Raw genomic sequence first — 17,745 nt, 5'->3', positions numbered from 1 at the left:
CTCCCCGTTCCCCGCGTGCCTGGTCCTTGCGCTCACCCATCGAGGGCCGCCTCCATCACCGTCTTGGCGACGGGTGCGGACAGCCGCCCGCCGTACGCGCTCTCGGTCGAGCCGCCGTCCTCGATGACCACGGCCACCGCGACCTTCTCGTCCCCGTCGTCGGCGAACGACGTGAACCAGGCGTACGGCGGCAGGCCCGCACCGTGCTGCGCGGTGCCGGTCTTGCCGCCCACCGTCACCCCGTCGATCTTCGCGCGGGTCCCGGTGCCGCTGGTCACGACCAGCTCCATCATCCGCTGCAGCGTCCGCGCGTTCTCCGAGCTCACCGCGCGCCCCAGCTCCGACGGCGACGGCCGCTCCACGACGCTGCCGGAGTCACCGGCCTCGCGGACCTCCGCGACCAGGTTCGGTTCCATGACGACGCCGTCGTTCGCGATGGCCGCCGAGATCATCGCGACCTGCAGCGGCGTCGCGAGGTCGTTGCCCTGGCCGATGCCGGAGTAGGCCAGCAGCGGCCCGGCGACGTCCTCACCGGTGGGGAAGCTGCTCGTCGCGACCGCGGTCGGGATCGTCAGCGACCGCCCGAAGCCGAACTTCGCGGCCTGCTCCCCGAGGGCGTCCGCACCGAGCTTGAGCCCCAGGTCCCCGAACGCGGTGTTGCAGGAGATCCTCAGCGCGTCGGCGAGGGACACCTGGTCGTTCGGCCCGCAGGCCGTGCCCTCGTCGTTCTTCAGGGTGTTGCTCGTCTGCGGCAGCGCCAGCTCCTGCGGCCCCGCGACCAGCGTGTCGGCGGTGTAGTCGCCGCTCTCCAGCGCCGCGGCCGCCGTCACCAGCTTGAACGTCGACCCCGGCGGGTACAGCGCCGACGTCGCCCGGTTGATCAGCGGGTCGTCCTCGTCGGCGTTCAGCGCCGTCCACGCCTGCTCCTGCGCGGTGCCGTCGTGGCTGGCCAGGGTGTTCGGGTCGTAGCCGGGGCTGGACACCATCGCCAGCACGTCCCCGGTCTGCGCGTCGAGCGCGACGACGGCGCCCTTGCGGCCGTCCAGCGCGTCCCACGCCGCCTGCTGCACCTTCGGCTCCAGCGTCAGCGTCACGTCGGCGCCCTTGGGCTTCTCCCCGGTCAGCAGGCTCGACAGGTTCCGGTAGAACAGCTCGTCGGCCGAACCGGACAGCACGTCGTTCTCGGCGCGCTCGATCCCCGACGTCCCGTACCGCAGGGAGTAGAACCCCGTCACGGGCGCGTACAGCTGCCCGGCGGGGTAGGAGCGCTGGTACTGGTAGGCGTCGTCGACGGGGGTGCTCGCCGCGATCGCCGCACCGCCCTGGACGAGGATCGCGCCGCGCTCGCGGCCGAACTCGGCGTACAGCTGCCGGGAGTTGCCCGGCATCGCGTTGAGCTTCCCGGCGGTGATGAACTGGATCCACGTCGTGGACGCGAACAGCGCGAAGAACAGGAACGCCACCACGAGGGACAGCCGGCGCAGCGGGCGGTTCATACCGTCCTCACCGCCTGCGTCACGCCGGTGTCGTCGCCGGGGCCGTTGCGGACCTCCGCGGCGGGGCGGCGGGCCAGGTCCGACACCCGCAGCAGCAGCGCCACGACGATCCAGTTCGACACCAGGGACGACCCGCCCGCGGCCAGGAACGGCATCGTCAGGCCGGTCAGCGGGATGACCCGCGTGACGCCGCCGACGACGACGAACACCTGCAGCGTCACCGAGAACGCCAGCCCCGCGGCGAGCAGCTTGCCGAAGCCGTCGCGGACGCCGATGGCCGTCCGCAGCCCCCGCTCCACCAGCACGACGTACAGGACCAGCACCGCGAACAGCCCGGCCAGGCCGAGCTCCTCGCCCAGGGAGGCGTAGATGAAGTCCGAGTTCGCGTACGGCACGGTCTGCGGGCGGCCCTCGCCGAGCCCGGTGCCGGTCAGCCCGCCGTTGGCCATGCCGTACAGGCCCTGGACGAGCTGGAAGCTGGACCCGCTGCGGTTCTCCGCCGTGAACGGGTGCAGCCAGATGTCGACGCGGGCCTGGACGTGGCTCATCGTCGTCGCCGCGAACACCGCCGCGGCCGAGAACATCAGCAGCCCCAGCACGATCCAGGAGACCCGCTCGGTCGACACGTACAGCACCGCGACGAACAGCCCGAAGAACAGCAGCGACGTCCCCAGGTCGCGCTGCAGCACGAGGATCCCGATGCTGGCGACCCACGCCAGCAGGATCGGGCCGAGGTCGCGGGCGCGGGGCAGCTGCAGGAACAGCACCTTGCGCCCGGTCAGGCTCAGCGCGTCGCGGTGCACCACGAGGTACCCGGCGAAGAACACCGCCAGGCAGATCTTCGCCAGCTCCCCGGGCTGGAAGGTGAAACCGGCCAGGCCGATCCAGATGCGGGCCCCGTTCACGGTGCGGCCCAGGCCCGGGACCATCGGCAGCAGCAGCAGGACCAGACCGGCGACGGCCGCCGTCCACGTGTACCGGCGCAGGATGCGGTGGTCGCGCACGAACGCCAGGACCACCCCGGCCGCGACGATCCCCAGCGCGGACCAGATGAACTGCCGGGACGCCGAGGACGTGTCGAGGGCGGTGTCGAGCCGGTGGATCATCACCAGGCCGATGCCGTTGAGCAGGGTCGCCACCGGCAGCAGCAGCGGGTCGGCGTGCCTGGCCCGCCACCGCAGCAGCAGGTGCAGCGCGATCGCCAGCCCGCCCAGGCCGCCGGCGTAGGCGAACAGGTTCGGCGGCAGCGCGCCGTCGACGGTGAGCCCGACGACGGCCCACGCCCCGCCCGCGATGGCCACGGCCGCCACGACGAGCAGCAGCTCGACGTTGCGCCGGGTCGTGGGGTACACGGGCAGCACGGTCGCCATCAGCCGACCCCTCCGCAGTCCTGGGGCGTGACGCTCCCGGTGGTGGGCGAGCTCGTGGGGGAGCTGGTCGTGGGGCTGGTCGTGGGGTTGGTCGTCGGGTCCGCCGTCGGGGCGGCCGTGGGCGTGCTCGCCGCGACGGCCGCCCGGCAGGCGGCCGCGTTCTCCTCGAGGTTGCCCACCAGCTCCCGCGCGTCGGCCAGGCTGCTGGAGGTGACCCGGGCGCGGACCCGGTTCGCCCACGTCGTCGACAGGTCCGCGACGGCGATGCTCGTGCTCTCCAGGACGTGCGACGTGCGCAGCGGGCCGATGTCCTGCGACAGCCCCTGGTAGATCGCGACCGTCCCGTCGTCCTCGCCCACGAAGTACTGCTGCTGGCTCCAGCGCCACACCCCGAAGCCGCCGGCGGCCAGGAGCACCACCAGCAGCAGCGGGCCGGCGATCCAGCGCACCCGCCGGCGGCGGCGCTCGCGCGCGGTCAGGGCCGGGCGGCCCCCGCCCTCGTGGTCGTCCTCCGCGTCGTCGCCGGACTCGTCCTGCGCGGCGCGCAGCGCGGCGGCCCGGGCGGCGGGGGTCCCGGCCGCGGAGGACCGGCGCGGGCGGTGGAACGCGGCGGCGCCCACGACCTGCGGCGTCGTCGACGGGGCGTGCCCGGCGTCGAGCTCGACGACGTCGGCGACCAGGCAGGTGATGTTGTCCGGGCCGCCGCCGCGCAGCGCGAGCTCGACGAGCCGCTGGCAGGTGGTGTCGGGGTCGGCGCCCGCGGCGAGGGTCTCGGCCAGGGTGTCGTGGCTGACGACGCCGGACAGCCCGTCGCTGCACAGCAGGTACCGGTCGCCGGGCCGCGCCTCGCGGACCGACACGTCCGCCTCGTCGTCGCCGCGCCCGGTCAGCACCCGCATGATCACCGACCGCTGCGGGTGGCGCTCGGCCTCCTCGGGGCTGATGCGGCCCTCGTCGATGAGGGACTGGACGTAGCTGTGGTCCTTCGTGAGCTGCGTCAGCCGCCCGTCGCGCAGCAGGTACCCGCGGGAGTCGCCGATGTGCGCCAGCACCAGCCGCGACCCGGCCCGCAGGATCGCGGTGACGGTCGTGCCCATCCCGGTCAGGTCCGGTTCGGTCTCGACCCGGCGGCGCAGCTGCTCGTTGGCGGCCTCGATCGCGTCGTGCAGGTGCTGGGCGGCGTCGTCGCTGCCGTGCGACTCCCCGTCCAGGACGGACATCTCGCCCACCGCCAGGGAGCTGGCGACGTCACCGCCGGCGTGCCCGCCCATCCCGTCGGCCACGACCAGCAGGTGCGGGCCGGCGTACCCGGAGTCCTGGTTGGTGGTGCGGCCCAGCCCGACGTCCGAGCGCGCGGCGAAGTTCAGCGCGATGGCCACGGGCTACCTCCGGAGTTCGAGCACGGTCTTGCCGATCCGCAGCGGCGTCCCGGGCTCGAAGGGGGCGGGGGAGGTCAGGCGGTCACGACCGAGGAACGACCCGTTGGTGGACTGCAGGTCCTCCACCACCCAGCCCTCGCCCCCGGGCTGCGGGGTGATGCGGACGTGCTTGGTGGAGGCGTACTCGTCGTCCAGGACGAGGGTGCAGTCGCTGCCGCGGCCGATGAGGACGGGGGCCTGCCCCAGCGCGAGGGTCGTCCCGCGCAGCGAGCCCTCCGTCACGACGAGGGTCGCGCGCCGGCGGGCCGGTTCGGCCGGGGCCTCCACGGGGGCCCGCGGCGCGCGGGACGCGGCCCGCTCGGTGCGCCGGGCCGTGACGCGGGTGCCCAGCAGGTCCGCGCGCAGGACGCCCACGATGGCCAGGACGAACAGCCACAGGACGACGAGGAGGCCCAACCGCAGGACGGTGAGGGTCAGTTCGCTCACGGAGCCGTCCCCGTCACGTCCAGCCCTCGTCGCGCCGGGCCGCGTGGAACACGAGCTTGCTGCGGCCCACGGTGATGACGGCCCCGTCGTAGAGGTCGACGGAGGAGACGCGCTCGCCGTCGACGAACGTGCCGTTGGTGGAGCTGAGGTCGGTGACGCGGGCGCCGCCGGGGGCCACCCGGACCTCGGCGTGCCGGCGCGAGACGCCCGGGTCGTCCAGGACGACGTCGGCGTCCGAGCCGCGCCCGAGCACCGTGACCGCCTCCGCGAGCACGTACCCGCGGCCGTCGACCTCGAGCCGGGGCCGCCCGGCCTGGTCCGTGCGGGGCGTGGCGGGGGCCACCCGCCCCCGGACGGTGGAGGACAGGACGCGGAACACGCCCGTCTCGAGGTCGTCGGACTCGTGGAACGCCACCCGCACCGGGCCGACGAAGCTGTACCGCTGCTTCTCGGCGTGCTGGGTGACGGCCGCGACGAGCTCGTCGGCGAGGGTGTCCTGCCAGGAGGCGATCTTGTCGTGGTCGGTGGGGCCGAGCTCGACGATGAAGCTGTTCGGGACGAGCGTGCGCCCCCGCGAGAGCACCGCGGCGCGGTCGTCGAGCTCGCGGCGCAGCGCGCTGGCGACCTCGACGGGCTGCACCTCGCTGCGGAAGGCGCGCGCGAAGACCCCGTTGACGGCACGCTCCACGCCGCGTTCGAAACGGTCGAGCACTCCCACGTCGAGCCCCCCTCCAAGATCGCGCCGGTCGTCCCAGCCCCGGCAATCGTAGCCGGGGACCCCCCGCCCAGCCGTGGAGCCGGGGTGCGCGGACGTGGAGGTGGCGTGAGGAGCCTCCCGGGACTGGTACGGTTGCTCTCAGCACGCGCGAGTGGCGGAATAGGCAGACGCGCACGGTTCAGGTCCGTGTGCCCGAAAGGGCGTGGGGGTTCAACTCCCCCCTCGCGCACGTGTGGTGGAGGCCCCGGTCGGTTGACCGGGGCCTTCGTCGTTCCCGGGGTCGTCGTCCTCCGGTGATGCCCACGGCGGCGCGGTGCCGCGGTCCGGCCGCTACGGGTGCGGCTGGACGCACACGCGGTTGCGGCCGGTGCTCTTCGCCCGGTAAAGCAGTTCGTCGGCCCGGGTCTGCAGCTCCTCCACGAGGCACGGCACGACCGTGCCCGGGGGGCAGAACGCCACGCCGGCGCTGACGGTGACCGGGGGGCGCCCACCGTCCGCGGCCACGGCCGCCCGCAGCCGCTCGCCGAGGTCGGCCACGTCCGCGGGGTCGGAGGTGGTGGCGATCAGGAGGAACTCCTCGCCGCCGATGCGGGCGAGGAGGTCGGTGGGGCGGGCGGTCGCGGCCAGGACCGCCGCGACCCGGGCCAGCACCGCGTCCCCGGCGTCGTGGCCGAAGGTGTCGTTCACGGACTTGAAGTGGTCCACGTCGAGCAGGACCGCGCCCGTCGGGCCGAGCCCGGCCGCCGTCCCGTCGGGGGAGGTCGCCGCGAGCGCGGCCCGCAACCCGCGCCGGTTCAGCAGGCCCGTCAGCGGGTCGTGCCCGGCGAGGTGGTCGGCCCGGTCGCGCGCGGCGGTCAGCTGCTCGACCGTGGCGTCGAGGCGGCGGCGCAGGACGAACAGCCCGGCGACGCTCAGCACCAGCACCATCTGCACCGCGACCACCCGCAGCCCTCGTTCCAGCCCGTCCCCCGGCACCGCGGCGACGATGGCGGAACCGGCCGCGAGGGCCAGGGCCAGGTGGCCCAGCACGGCGCGGGTGCTGGTGAACATGGCGGCGTACAGGGGACCCACGACGAGCGACATCACCGCCGTCTGCCGGAACGCGGGGTCGCTGACGCTGAGGGTGAGGACGGACAGGACGCAGGTCGCCCACACCGACCACCAGCCCTGGGGGCGCCGGGTGCGCCGCTGCCGCAGGACGGCGAGGGCGGCGACCGGGGGCGCCAGCAGGCCCCCGAGGAGGACGACGGCGGCCGCGCCCGGGTGCAGCAGCTGCGGCACCACGAACACGACCCCCAGCGCCAGGAGCAGCAGGCCGGGGGCGCACAGCACGGTGAACAGCTCGCTCGCCCGCAGCGAGGCGCGGCCCGAGGTCGCGTCGGGGGCGGCCTCGGCCGCCCGCGCGCGTCCTGCCCGGCTCGATCCCACGTCACCGCATCGGCAGCCGGGGGTGCCGACTGCAGCCCCGGCCCCGGTCTCAGACCTCCACCGGCAGCCGCATCGCCTCCCGCAGCTTCGCCAGCCCGCGGCTGGCGTTGACCCGCACCGCACCCACCGACATGTCCAGGACGTCGGCGATGCGCTCGTCCTCCATCTCGTCGAGGTAGCGCAGCGCGACGACGGACCGCTGCTTGCCCGGCAGCGTCCGCACCGCCGCGAGCAGCGCGTCGCGGTCCAGGAACCGCTGGTGGGCGTCGGCGGCCGCGGTGGCGGGCAGGTCCTCGGGGGCGGTGGAGTCCTCGCGGCGCACCGCCCGCCGCCAGAACGACGTGCTCTCGTTGACGAGCATCCGGTTCACGTACGCGACGGGGTCGTCGGCGCCGGAGATGCGGCCCCACTTCAGCAGCGCCTTCGCCAGGACGTCCTGCACGACGTCCTCGGCGTCGGCGGGGTTGCGCAGCAGACCGCGGGCCAGCCGTTGCAGGGCCGGCCCGCGCGCCGCGACGAACTCCTCGTAGTCCAGCCCCCGGCCGTCAGCTCGCACCGAGCACCGCGTCCAGCCCGCCGATCGCGAGGTCGGCCACCTCCTGCGACAGCGTGTCCGGGTTCGCGCGGACCAGGTCCGCGGTCACGTCGACCACCACCCCGTCGCGTTCGACGACGCCCCGCACCCGGTACAGCGAGCTGTCGGGGTCCACGTCCTGCACCACCGCCCACGCGGTGACGATGTCGTTCGGCCCGGTGCTGCCGTCGCCCACGAGGGTCCACGCACCCGTCTCGGGTGCGGACGCCTCGCACGCCGCGACCTGGTCGCGGGCGGCCTGCACGTACGCGACCGCGCCCGTGGTGCCGAACCGGCGGACGGTCTGGGACACGGCCTCGCGGGTCGCGCCCACCTCCCACGTCCGGGTGCGGCCGCCCAGCAGCGCCGACGCCGTGAACTGCACGTCGGTGCACAGCCCGGCGTTGACGTCCGCGCCCGCGGCCTGCACCTCGTCCTCCCCGCGCACGGCTCCGGGCAGGGTGACGGCGACGGTGCTGTCCGGCAGCATCTGCGCGGCCTCGACGGGGACGCCCGCCGGGGCCGGGTCGGCGACGACGGTCTGGCGCGAGGTGCCCCCCGGCAGCCCCCCGCCCACACCGATCCCCACCGGCACCCCCACCAGCGCCAGGACCAGCGCCGCGATGCCGGCGCGCCGCCGCGCCCGCAGCCGGCCCGCCCGGCGCCGGGCGCCCTGGAGCAGCTGCTCCGTCCCCAGCGGGTGGTCGGCCGGGTCGCGCCGGCGCAGGGCCGCCACGAGCGGGTCGTCGTCCACGCGCCTCACCTCTTCCTCCGTCGATCGTGCACTGCTCCGAGGACGCCCCCGCCGCCGCTCCTGTTACACGGTTCCTCCACGAACCGCCCGTGCGGCGGGGAGGAACCCGCCGGTCCGGCACTTCGCACCGCCGTGACCGGTGACGCGCTGCTCGACCTCGTCGGCTCCACCCGCAACGGCGTCCTGGTGACGCTCGAGCGCGACGGGCGGCCGCAGCTGTCCGACGTCACGCACCGCTACGACCCCGACCGGCGGCGCGTCGTGCGGCTGCCCGTCGGGCGGGTCCACGGGCAGCCGCCCCAGTAGGTTCCGGTCATGGCCGTCATCCACAACGCCCAGCTGTCCCCGTCCAAGCTCGACGCGATCACCGGCTGGTTGCCGTCGCAGCCGTGGAGCGGGTTCACCCCCGGCGACGAGGCCGTCGTCGCCGGCCGCTTCCGGTTCGACGACCCCGCCGGGGAGGTGGGGGTCGAGACGATCCTCGTGCGCACCGGCGGCCGGGTGCTGCACGTCCCGCTGACCTACCGCGGCGCCCCGCTCGCCGGCGCCGGGGAGTTCCTCATCACCGAGATGGACCACTCGGTGCTGGGCCGGCGCTGGGTGTACGACGCCACCGGCGACCCCGTGTACGCCGACACCCTGCGCCGCACCATCGCGACCGGCGGGTCCGAGGCCGACGTGCAGAACGCCGTCGACGGGCGCCTGGAGACCGGCACCAAGGAGGGGTTCGCCACCGGCAGCGGCGCCGACCCCGACTCCCCGGCGGTCACCGCGGTCACCACCTCCACCGAGGGCGCGGTGACGACGATCGGGACCGGTCACGGGACGCTGCACGTCCTGCGCGTCGTGGGCACGACCGCGCCCGCCGCGGGGGAGACCCTCACCGGCCGCTGGGCCGACGACGAGCCGGCCGTCCTCGCGGTGCTCACCGCGCCCTGACGGTGGCCGGGTGGTGGCCGGGTGGTGGCAGGGTGGCGGCATGGGTCTCATCGCCGTCACCGGCGCCACCGGTCAGGTCGGGGGACGGGTGGCCCGCGGGCTGGCCGCCGCCGGCGTCCCGCAACGCCTCGTCGTGCGCGACCCGGGCCGGGCGCCCGACCTCGACGGGGCCGACGTGCGGGCCGCCGCCTACGACGACGGCGAGGCGCTGCGGCACGCCCTCGACGGCGCCGACGTGCTGCTGCTGGTGTCCGCGGCCGAGCACGCCGACCGGCTCGCCCAGCACCGCACGGTCGTGGAGGCCGCCGCCGCCGCGGGCGTGCGCCGCGTCGTCTACACGTCGTTCCTGAACGCCTCCCCGACGGCCACGTTCACGTTCGCCCGCGACCACGCCGCGACCGAGGACCTGCTGCGGGCCGCGCGCTTCGAGACGACGTTCCTGCGCGACTCCTTCTACCTCGACGTGCTGCCGGGGTTCGTCACCGACGGCGCGCTGCGCGGACCCGCCGGCACCGGGAGGGTCGGCGCCGTCGCGCGCGCCGACGTCGCCGAGGTCGCGCTCGCGGCCCTGCTCGACGAGAGCCACGCGGGCCGCAGCTACGACCTCACCGGGCCCGAGGCCCTGACCCTGGCCGAGGTCGCCGACCGCCTCACCGCGTTCGGCGGGCCACCGTGCCGCTACGTGGAGGAGACCGTCGAGGAGGCGTACGCGTCGCGCGCCGGGTCCGGGGCGCCGGCGTGGATGGTCGACGGGTGGGTCAGCACGTACACCGCCATCGCCGCCGGGGAGCTGGACGTCGTGACCGACGCCGTCCGCACCGTCACGGGGCGTCCGGCGCGGACGCTGGAGGACGTCCTGGCCGGGCGCTGAACGGCCGCGCCAGCACCCGGTCGCGCCCGGCGGCCTTCGCGGCGTACAGCAGCCGGTCGGCCTGGGCGAGCAGGTCCTCCGCGACCGGCCCCGAGCTCGCCCGGGCCAGGACGGCCCCGATCGACAGCGTCACCCGCAGACCGTCCGCCACGGCGTCCCAGTCGTACCCGGACACGCTGCGGCGCAACCGGTCCAGCCGCAGCTGCAGCCCTTCGTCGAGGTGCTCGACGCGTTCGGGGGCGCGCAGCACGCACACCAGCGCGAACTCCTCCCCGCCGATGCGGGCCAGCACGTCCCGGCGGCGCACCTCCTCGCGCATGAGCGTCGCGAGCCGCCGCAGCACCTCGTCGCCCAGGGCGTGCCCGAACGTGTCGTTGACGGCCTTGAAGTGGTCGACGTCCAGCAGCGCCACGCACACCCGGTCCCGCTCGCCCAGCCCCGCCAGCAGCTCCGGCAGCCGGGCGTCGAACGAGCGGCGGTTGTCCAGACCCGTCAGCGGGTCCTCGTGCGCCTGCCGCCCCAGCGCCGCGGCCTGCGACCGCAGCTGCTGCAGCTCCACCGTCTGCCCCAGCAGCCGGGCCCGGACCTGCGCGGTCTGCGTGCGCTGCCGGGTCTCCAGCTCGTGGAAGCAGCGGTAGGAGGCGAGCGCCGAGCGGAAGTCGCCCAGCTCCTCGTGGCAGCGGGCGGTGAGCTGGTGGGCGCGGACCAGGACCGTCGCGTCGGTCAGCTCCCCGGCCAGCCGCACGACGTCCCCGAACCGGCTCAGCGCCTCGGCGAAGGCGTCGCGGCGCAGCGCGTCCACCGCGAACGCCTCCAGCACCCCGAGCTCCAGGCCGCGGTACCCGTGGTCGCGGCTCAGCCGCATCGACGCCTCCAGCGCCCGGGTCGCCACGTCCGGCTCGTCCAGGTACGCCGACAGGGTCCCGGAGTTCAGCAGGGACATCGCCTGCCGGTACGGGTTCTGCGCCTCCTCGGCCAGCGCGAGGGCCTGCCGGGACAGCTCCACGCCGTGCCGCAGGTCCTCCGGGGCGACGGCGTGGCCGGAGTGGGCCCGCTGCACGGCGAGGTCGGCGGTGTTCGTCAGGAGGCAGAACCGCGTCTCGCCGGACACGTCCCCGGACCCCAGCTCGTCCGCGGCGCGCGCGAACAGGTCGCGGGCCTCGTCGAAGTCGCCCATGGCCGAGCGGACCGTCCCGGCCCGGTTGAACGTCGCCGACCGCAGGTCGGGGTCGTCGAGGGTCACGACCCGCTCGACGCTGCGCTCGACGGACTGCAGGGCCTCGTCGAACAGCGCGAGGTTCAGGTACGCGAAGGCCAGCAGGTTCAAGGTCTCGACCTGCCCGGCGACGTCACCGAGCCGCTCGGCGACCGCGAAGGCGTCACCGCCGCTGCGGGCGGACTCCTCCAGGTCGCCCAGGCGCAGCGACTGGTTGCACACCAGCCGCAGCGCCTGCGCGAGGGCTGCGTCGTCACCGCTGCCGCCGGCCAGCGCCACGACCCGCCGCGCCAGGCGGCGGCCCTCGCGGTAGTCGCCGCGGGTGCGGGCGCGTTCGGAGCGCAGCAGCAGGACGGCGGTGTCCGCCACCTCGTCCGCCACCTCGTCCGCCGCGTCGTCGTCGGCCGTCCGCTCCGTCAGCACACCTCCACCATCGACCACCCGGGCACGACCTCGACAGACCCGTACCCGGTCGGACCGTGCGTAACCTGCTCCGGTGCCGGAACTGCGGGAGACGCTGCAACGCCTCGACGGGGCCCCCTACGCCCGCTACCGCTCCCTGACGGGCCGGACCTGGCCGCTCGGCGACGGCCGCGACGGGGTCGCCGCCACGATGCGGCACGGCCAGGCCGACCCGTACGCCCCGCCGTCGCGGTGGGACGTCACCTGCGCGCGGACCCCGTTCGCGGCCCTCGACCTGACCTCCCCCGTCCGCCGCCGCGCCCTCGCCGGGTACCTCGCCCGTTCCGCCGCCACCGCGCCCGGCCCGTTCCGCATCGACGCCGGCGGGCAGGAAGTGCTGCAGCGCAGCAGCTTCGAGGTCGCCGAGGACGGTTCGGCGGTCCTGCGGCTGGGGTACCACCTGCCGGGGCCGCGCCGCCGCATCGACGGGTACGACGCCGCCGTCGACCTGACCCGCGACCTGCCCGCCCTCGTGCGCGACCGCGTCCTCGGCGTCGACCTCGACGCCGCCCGCGCGTTCGCCGACGCCGTCGAGGACGCCGCCCACCTGCGCGGGCAGCTGCCCCGCCTCGGCCTGGTCGCCTTCGTCGCCGACGGCTCCGTCCTGCCCCGCGCCAGCGGCGTCGACGACCGGCCGATGCCCGGCGCCGTGCCGTTCACGTCCCCGCCCTCCCTGCGGGTCGAGGTCGACCTCCCGCACCGCGGCCGCGTCAGCGGCGCGGGCGTGCCCACGGGCGTCACCGTCGTCGTCGGCGGCGGGTTCCACGGCAAGTCGACGCTGCTGCGGGCGCTGGAGGCCGGGGTCCACGACCACGTGCCCGGCGACGGCCGCGAACTGGTCGTCACCGACCCGGGCGCGGTCGCGCTGCGCGCCGAGGACGGCCGGGCCGTGACCCGCGTCGACGTCGGCGCCTTCGTCACGGGCCTGCCCGGCGGCCTGGACCCCCGCGACTTCTCCACCGCCGACGCCTCCGGGGCCACCTCGCAGGCCGCCGCGACCCTGGAGGCGCTCGAGGCGGGCGCGCGGCTGCTGCTCGTCGACGAGGACACCGCCGCCACGAACCTCATGGTCCGCGACGCCCGCATGCAGGAGCTCGTCGCCAAGAGCTCCGAACCGCTCAACCCGTTCGTCGACCTCGTCCGCTCCCTCGCCGACGACCACGGCGTGTCCACCGTCCTGGTCGTGGGCTCCTCCGGCGACTACCTCGACGTCGCCGACCGGGTCCTGCTCCTGGACTCCTACCGGTGCCGCGACGTCACCGACCGCGCCCGCGAGGTCGCGGCCCGGCCCACCGGGCGGGTCGCCGAAGCCGGGACGTTCCCCGCCGTCCGCGCCCGCGTCCCCGACCCGGGCAGCGTCGACGCCACCGCGAAGGGCAAGCGGCGGGTCTCCGCCGTCGGCACCGACACCCTCCGGTTCGGCGAGCACGACGTCGACGTCCGCGCCGTCCGGCAGTTCACCGACGCCGGCCAGGTCACCGGCGCGGGCCTGGCCCTCGACCACGCCGTCGCCGCCGGGCACCTCGACGGCCGCCGCACGCTGCCCGAGGTCCTCGACCTCCTCGACGCCGACCTCGCCGGCCCCGTCACCGGCTGGACCGGCGGCTCGCCCGCCGACGTCGCCGTCCCCCGCCGCCACGAGGTCGCCGCCGCGCTGAACCGGCTGCGCGCGCTGCGGGTGGCGGGGCTGCGGTGACGGGTCGGGAGGTGGGGAACGTTGACTCCCCGGTGCCGATCATCGGCACCGGGGAGTCAACGTTCCCCACCCCGCCCGCCCGCCGACCCGTTCGGCCCAGCCAGTCCGCACCGCCCCCGGCCGATGACCTCCACGTGCCTGCCCACCCGCGCCGCCCCCGCGCCCGCGGCACCACGGTCGCCCTCGGGGTGCTGGCGGTGGTCGCGGCCCTGCTGCCCGGTGCGTCCGCGCCCGCCGCCGACGCGCTGCTGTGCGCCGGTCAGCTCACCGCGCTGGCCGTCCTGCTGCTCGGCAGGCGCCACCGCCTCGAGCACGAGAACCCCGCCTGGCGCTGGTGGACGGCCGCCGTCGCGGTCCTGTCGGCCGGATCCCTCACGAACCTCCTCACCGACCTGCGCCCCGGGCCCGTCGCCGGGGTCTCGGTGCTGGTCGCCGCCCCGGCGGCCTACGGCGCGATCGTGCGCTGGAACCGGTACCGCACCTACGTCACCGACACCGGCGACTGGCTCAACGGCGTCAGCGCCGCCCTCACCCTGGCCGCGGCGGGCCTGCTCGCCCAGCAGCGGTGGGGGTTCCTGCCCGCCGCGTGGCCCGCGCCCCAGGTCCACCTGTGGCTGCTGATCGTCGCGGCCCTGGTCACCCTGCTCGGCACCGCCCTGACCGTCGCCGCCGTCGGCGGCCTGGCCCGCGACGTCCGGCTGTGGATCGTCGCGGGCGGCCTGGCCGGGCTCCTCGCCCTCAGCACCACGATCCGCGACAGCACCGCCGACGCCCTGCACGCCCAGGCCGGCTGGGCGCTGGCCTGCCTGCTCATCGCCTTCGCCTCCACCCTGCCCGGCCGCGCCGCCCCCGCCCCCACCACGACCCAGGTCCCCGCCGCCGGGGCGCTCGTCGTCCTGGCCGCCGCCGTCGCCGTCCTCACCGTCGACGGCCACCGCGACGGCTGGGCCGTCACCCTCTACGCCGGTGCCGCCGTCCTGGGCGCCAGCGCCCGCATCGTCCGCCTCGCCCGGGAGCTGGCCCACCTCAACGAGTCCCGGCGCCTGGCCCTGACCGACGAGCTCACCGGTGTCGGCAACCGCCGGGCCCTGCTGCGCGCCCTCGACCACCTCGCCGACGACGGCCGCCCCGCCGCGATGCTGCTGCTCGACGTGGACCGCTTCAAGGAGGTCAACGACCGCCACGGCCACCACGCCGGGGACGAGCTGCTGCGCCGCGTCGTCGCGGTCTCCCGGCGGGTGCTGCCCGACGACGCCGTCGTCACCCGCATCGGCGGCGACGAGTTCGCCGTCCTGCTGCCGTGCCGCGACGAGGACCAGGCCGTGCGGATCGGGCGCGCCCTGCACGCCGCCGTCGTCGACGACGTCCAGATCGGCCTGTCCGTCGGGGTCCGCTCCGCCCCCGGCGGCGCCCTGGACCCCGACCGGCTGCTGCGGCAGGCCGACACCGCCATGTACTCCGCGAAGACCGCCGGCGGCGGCGTCAGCGTCTACGACCGCGACGTCGACGCCCGGCTGCGGGACCGCGCCGGTCTGGCCGCCGACGTCCGCCGCCTCCTCGCCGACGACGAGCGCACGGCCCGCGAGGTCGTCCTGCACTACCAGCCGCAGGTCGACGTCGCGTCGGGCCGCGTCGTCGGCGTCGAGGCCCTCGTCCGCTGGCAGCACCCCGACCGCGGTCTGCTGCCGCCGCTGACCTTCCTCGACCTCGTCGAGGAGCAGGGCCTCATGGACCGCCTCACCACCCACGTGCTGGACCGCGCGACCGCCCGCGCCGCCGCCTGGTCGCACCGGGGGGTGCCGCTGCGGATCTCGGTGAACGTCTCGGCCAGCAGCCTGGCCCACCCCGACCTGCTGCGGGTCGTGGACGGCGTGCTCGCCCGCCACGGCGTCGCCCCGGGCCGCCTCGTCCTGGAGGTCACCGAGACGACCCTCATGGCCGACCCGGACGTGGCGCTCGCCGTCGCGCACGGCCTGACCCGCCGCGGGGTGCAGCTGAGCATCGACGACTACGGGACGGGGTACTCCTCGCTGGCGTACCTGACGGACCTGCCCGCGACGGAGCTGAAGCTGGACCGGGCGTTCACGGCGCGGGTGCTGTCCGAACCCCGCACGGCCGACGTCGTGGAGGCGACGGTGGCGCTGGCGCACCGGCTGGGGCTGCGGGTGGTGGCCGAGGGCGTGGAGGACGGGGCGACCCGCGCGGTGCTCGGCGGCCTGGACGTCGACGAGTCGCAGGGGTACCTGCACGCGCGGCCGCTGCCGCCGGAGGAGTTCACCCGGTGGCTGGCCGCGCAGCCGGCTCAGGTGGTGGGCGCGGAGTCGCCGGAGGCCTGACCGGGCGCGAGACCGGTCGTGGTCCGGCCCTGCCGGGTCTGGTCCTGCTGCCCGGGGAACCGCCCCCCGCCGGGGAACTGACCGCCCCCGGGGAACTGCGCCTCCTGCTGCCGGCCGGAGCCGGTGGCGTCGCCGCGGGTCGCCGCGTACGCGACACCGCCGGTCAGGCCGGTGACGGCGACGACCGTCGCGATCGCGACGACCGGCCGCTGCCACCACTTCACGCGGGTGGGGACGGACGGGGTGACGGCGTTGCTCACGGGTGCTCCTCGGGCGCGGTGGGCGCCGTCCTCGGCGGACGGTGCTCCTCGACGGTCGGCGGCGCCGCTGTGGACGCGCCCAGGACCGCCTCGGAACGCGGTGGGAGTCACGTGTCGAGGGTGCGGGTGCTGCGGCCGCTCTGCTGCGCGAGCAGGTCGCGGATCTCGGTGAGCAGCAGGACGTCCTCGCCGGGCGACTTGGGTGCCTCGACCTCGCCCTTCCTGCGCAGGGCCAGCAGCCGGTTCACGGGGGTGACGATGAGGAAGTAGACGGCCGCGGCGATGATGAGGAAGTTCAGGACGGCACCCACGATGGTGCCGAACTGGATGCCGACGGCCTTGCCGTCGACCTCGCGCAGTTCCAGCACCCACGTGCCCTCCAGGTTGGGGGCGCCGCCGATGGCCGCGATGATCGGGTGGATGAGCCCGTCCACGACCGAGTTGACGACCCCCGAGAAGGCGGCCCCGATGACGACCGCGACCGCGAGGTCGATGACGTTCCCGCGCAGCACGAAGTCCCTGAAACCGTTGACGAGCTTCACGTCCGTTCCCCTCCCGTGACCGGCGACGACGTGCCCGACCCTAGGGGCGGAGATCACGACGGGGCGAGGCTGACGGTCGTCGGCCTGGGCGCGGCGGGGGCGAGCCTGGCGTGGCGGCTGGTGGACGCGGGGATCCCGTTCGAGGTCGTCGAGGCGCCCGCGGGGGCCCGCGAGCGCAGCCCGGAGCGCACCTGGAGCACGTGGGGGCCGCACGGGCCGGGCCCCTTCGGGCACCTCGTCGCGGCGAGCTGGCCCCGGGTCCGGGTGATCGCGCCCGACGGGGCGGCGGTGACGGCGGAGCTGGGGTCGTGGCGCTACCGGAGCCTGTCCTCCGTGGACCTGGACCGGGCCGTGCGGGAGCGGCTGGACCGGGCGGGCGTGCCCGTGCACGAGCGGGTCCTGACGGGGGTCCCCCCGGCCCCGGCGGTCGACACCCGGCCGGTGCCGGTGCCCACGACGGGCCGGACGCTGCTGTGGCAGCACTTCCTGGGGCACCGGGTGCGGACGGCGGTCCCGACGTTCGACGTCCGCACGGCGACGCTGATGGACTTCCGGACGCCGCAGCCGGCGGGGGGCGTGGCCTTCGGCTACGTGCTGCCGACGTCGGCGACCGAGGCGCTGGTGGAGTACACGGAGTTCTCCGCCGGCCTGCTGACGGCGGGGCAGTACCGGGACCGGCTGGGGGAGTACGCGGCGCGCGCGGGGATCGGCGCGCACGAGGTGGTGGCGACGGAGACCGGGGTGATCCCGATGACGGACGCGGTGTTCGCGCCGTCGCCGTCGCCGGGGGTGCTGCGGTGGGGGGCGGCGGCGGGGTCGGTGCGGCCCTCGACGGGGTACTCGTTCAGCACGCTGCAGCGGCAGGCCGACGCCCTGGTCGCGCAGCTGCCCGGCCCGCTCACCCTGCCGGCCCCGCACCGGCGCCGGCACCTGCTCATGGACTCGGTGGTGCTGCGGGGGGTGGCGGACGGGCGGCTGGGGGCGGGGTTCTTCGTGGACCTGTTCCGCCGCAACCCGGTGCACCGCGTGCTGGGGTTCCTCGACGGGTCGACGTCGCCGGCGCAGGACCTGGCGCTCATGGCGACCGCCCCCCGGCTGGACATGCTCCGCGCGGTCGCCGCCGTGGCCCGCACCCCCCACCCCCCGCCGTGATCGAGGAAACCCCCACGCCGATCAAGGAAACCCCCACGCCGATCAAGGACACGTGAGTCCTTGATC

General features: G+C 75.8%; 16 protein-coding genes, 1 tRNA gene and 1 pseudogene. 7 read left to right on the top strand and 11 right to left on the bottom strand.

All coding sequences use genetic code 11. The annotated features are described in order from the left end of the window. Window positions 1-32: 32 nt before the first annotated feature. The 5 genes from ACRYRX_RS02090 to ACRYRX_RS02070 are packed head-to-tail and all read right to left on the bottom strand — an operon-like array spanning window position 33 to window position 5,443. Window positions 33-1,496 (bottom strand): peptidoglycan D,D-transpeptidase FtsI family protein, encoded by a 1,464-nt coding sequence (locus ACRYRX_RS02090; RefSeq protein WP_432510136.1) that lies wholly within the window; start codon window positions 1,494-1,496, stop codon window positions 33-35. After that, window positions 1,493-2,866: an FtsW/RodA/SpoVE family cell cycle protein gene (locus ACRYRX_RS02085; RefSeq protein WP_432510135.1), complete on the bottom strand. Its 1,374-nt coding sequence runs from the start codon at window positions 2,864-2,866 to the stop codon at window positions 1,493-1,495. Before ACRYRX_RS02085 ends, ACRYRX_RS02090 begins: the two co-directional genes overlap by 4 nt. Beyond that, on the bottom strand, window positions 2,866-4,245 hold the full coding sequence (locus tag ACRYRX_RS02080; protein WP_432510134.1) for a Stp1/IreP family PP2C-type Ser/Thr phosphatase: 1,380 nt from the start codon (window positions 4,243-4,245) through the stop codon (window positions 2,866-2,868). Before ACRYRX_RS02080 ends, ACRYRX_RS02085 begins: the two co-directional genes overlap by 1 nt. A gap of 3 nt (window positions 4,246-4,248) precedes the next feature. Next, the gene (locus ACRYRX_RS02075; protein ID WP_432510133.1) at window positions 4,249-4,731 is read right to left on the bottom strand and encodes an FHA domain-containing protein FhaB/FipA; all 483 of its coding nucleotides are present in this window, start codon (window positions 4,729-4,731) and stop codon (window positions 4,249-4,251) included. Window positions 4,732-4,744: 13 nt separating this feature from the next. Next, entirely contained in the window at window positions 4,745-5,443 is a 699-nt protein-coding gene (locus ACRYRX_RS02070; RefSeq protein WP_432510251.1) for an FhaA domain-containing protein, read from the bottom strand. 151 nt (window positions 5,444-5,594) lie between these two features. Between ACRYRX_RS02070 and ACRYRX_RS02065 the strand changes: the two genes are divergently transcribed. After that, window positions 5,595-5,678 (top strand) — tRNA-Leu (locus ACRYRX_RS02065). Window positions 5,679-5,779: 101 nt separating this feature from the next. Here the strand turns inward: ACRYRX_RS02065 and ACRYRX_RS02060 are convergent. From ACRYRX_RS02060 to ACRYRX_RS02050, 3 genes are read right to left on the bottom strand one after another with little or no spacing between them, the layout of a single operon-like run. Next, window positions 5,780-6,877: a GGDEF domain-containing protein gene (locus ACRYRX_RS02060; RefSeq protein ID WP_432510132.1), complete on the bottom strand. Its 1,098-nt coding sequence runs from the start codon at window positions 6,875-6,877 to the stop codon at window positions 5,780-5,782. Window positions 6,878-6,926: 49 nt separating this feature from the next. After that, a complete protein-coding gene (locus ACRYRX_RS02055) occupies window positions 6,927-7,433 on the bottom strand; it encodes a SigE family RNA polymerase sigma factor (protein WP_432510131.1) in 507 nt (168 codons plus the stop codon). Continuing rightward, window positions 7,423-8,205, bottom strand: a complete 783-nt coding sequence (locus ACRYRX_RS02050; RefSeq protein WP_432510130.1) for a sensor domain-containing protein — start codon at window positions 8,203-8,205, stop codon at window positions 7,423-7,425. The genes ACRYRX_RS02055 and ACRYRX_RS02050 overlap by 11 nt, the downstream gene beginning before the upstream one ends. A 132-nt stretch (window positions 8,206-8,337) precedes the next feature. On the opposite strand from ACRYRX_RS02050, the pseudogene ACRYRX_RS02045 reads away from it, so the two are divergent. From ACRYRX_RS02045 to ACRYRX_RS02035, 3 genes and pseudogenes are all read left to right on the top strand, one after another. Continuing rightward, window positions 8,338-8,466: pseudogene (locus ACRYRX_RS02045) on the top strand (PPOX class F420-dependent oxidoreductase); the annotation flags it as partial. A gap of 54 nt (window positions 8,467-8,520) precedes the next feature. Further along, window positions 8,521-9,144, top strand: a complete 624-nt coding sequence (locus tag ACRYRX_RS02040) for a CG0192-related protein (RefSeq protein WP_432510129.1) — start codon at window positions 8,521-8,523, stop codon at window positions 9,142-9,144. A gap of 40 nt (window positions 9,145-9,184) precedes the next feature. Next, complete coding sequence (locus tag ACRYRX_RS02035; RefSeq protein WP_432510128.1) at window positions 9,185-10,015, top strand: SDR family oxidoreductase; 831 nt, start codon at window positions 9,185-9,187, stop codon at window positions 10,013-10,015. Here ACRYRX_RS02035 and ACRYRX_RS02030 read toward each other — a convergent pair. Continuing rightward, on the bottom strand, window positions 9,966-11,654 hold the full coding sequence (locus ACRYRX_RS02030; protein WP_432510127.1) for a GGDEF domain-containing protein: 1,689 nt from the start codon (window positions 11,652-11,654) through the stop codon (window positions 9,966-9,968). The two genes, ACRYRX_RS02035 and ACRYRX_RS02030, sit on opposite strands and share 50 nt — an antisense overlap. A 73-nt stretch (window positions 11,655-11,727) precedes the next feature. Between ACRYRX_RS02030 and ACRYRX_RS02025 the strand changes: the two genes are divergently transcribed. Further along, window positions 11,728-13,389 carry a P-loop domain-containing protein gene (locus ACRYRX_RS02025; RefSeq protein WP_432510126.1) on the top strand — a complete coding sequence of 554 codons (1,662 nt, stop codon included), beginning with the start codon at window positions 11,728-11,730 and terminating at the stop codon, window positions 13,387-13,389. Between the two features lie 134 nt (window positions 13,390-13,523). Beyond that, a complete protein-coding gene (locus ACRYRX_RS02020) occupies window positions 13,524-15,725 on the top strand; it encodes a putative bifunctional diguanylate cyclase/phosphodiesterase (RefSeq protein WP_432510125.1) in 2,202 nt (733 codons plus the stop codon). On the opposite strand, the gene ACRYRX_RS02015 is transcribed toward ACRYRX_RS02020, so the two are convergent. Beyond that, complete coding sequence (locus ACRYRX_RS02015) at window positions 15,692-15,985, bottom strand: hypothetical protein (protein ID WP_432510124.1); 294 nt, start codon at window positions 15,983-15,985, stop codon at window positions 15,692-15,694. The two genes, ACRYRX_RS02020 and ACRYRX_RS02015, sit on opposite strands and share 34 nt — an antisense overlap. A gap of 107 nt (window positions 15,986-16,092) precedes the next feature. Further along, window positions 16,093-16,527 (bottom strand): large conductance mechanosensitive channel protein MscL, encoded by a 435-nt coding sequence (gene mscL, locus ACRYRX_RS02010; RefSeq protein WP_432510123.1) that lies wholly within the window; start codon window positions 16,525-16,527, stop codon window positions 16,093-16,095. Between the two features lie 15 nt (window positions 16,528-16,542). Between mscL and ACRYRX_RS02005 the strand changes: the two genes are divergently transcribed. After that, entirely contained in the window at window positions 16,543-17,679 is a 1,137-nt protein-coding gene (locus ACRYRX_RS02005; protein ID WP_432510122.1) for a lycopene cyclase family protein, read from the top strand. The last annotated feature ends 66 nt before the right edge of the window (window positions 17,680-17,745 follow it).

The sequence above is a fragment of the Kineococcus lubricus genome (assembly GCF_050871965.1).
Lineage (GTDB): Bacteria > Actinomycetota > Actinomycetes > Actinomycetales > Kineococcaceae > Kineococcus.
The sequence above is the reverse complement of the archived record's forward strand: the minus strand, read 5'-3'. Positions and strand labels throughout refer to the sequence as shown.

Excerpts from the sequence above, each read along its gene's own strand:
- ACRYRX_RS02090 (WP_432510136.1), bottom strand. The coding sequence starts at position 1,496 with ATGAACCGCCCGCTGCGCCGGCTGTCCCTCGTGGTGGCGTTCCTGTTC.
- ACRYRX_RS02085 (WP_432510135.1), bottom strand. The coding sequence starts at position 2,866 with ATGGCGACCGTGCTGCCCGTGTACCCCACGACCCGGCGCAACGTCGAG.
- ACRYRX_RS02040 (WP_432510129.1), top strand. The coding sequence starts at position 8,521 with ATGGCCGTCATCCACAACGCCCAGCTGTCCCCGTCCAAGCTCGACGCG.
- ACRYRX_RS02035 (WP_432510128.1), top strand. The coding sequence starts at position 9,185 with ATGGGTCTCATCGCCGTCACCGGCGCCACCGGTCAGGTCGGGGGACGG.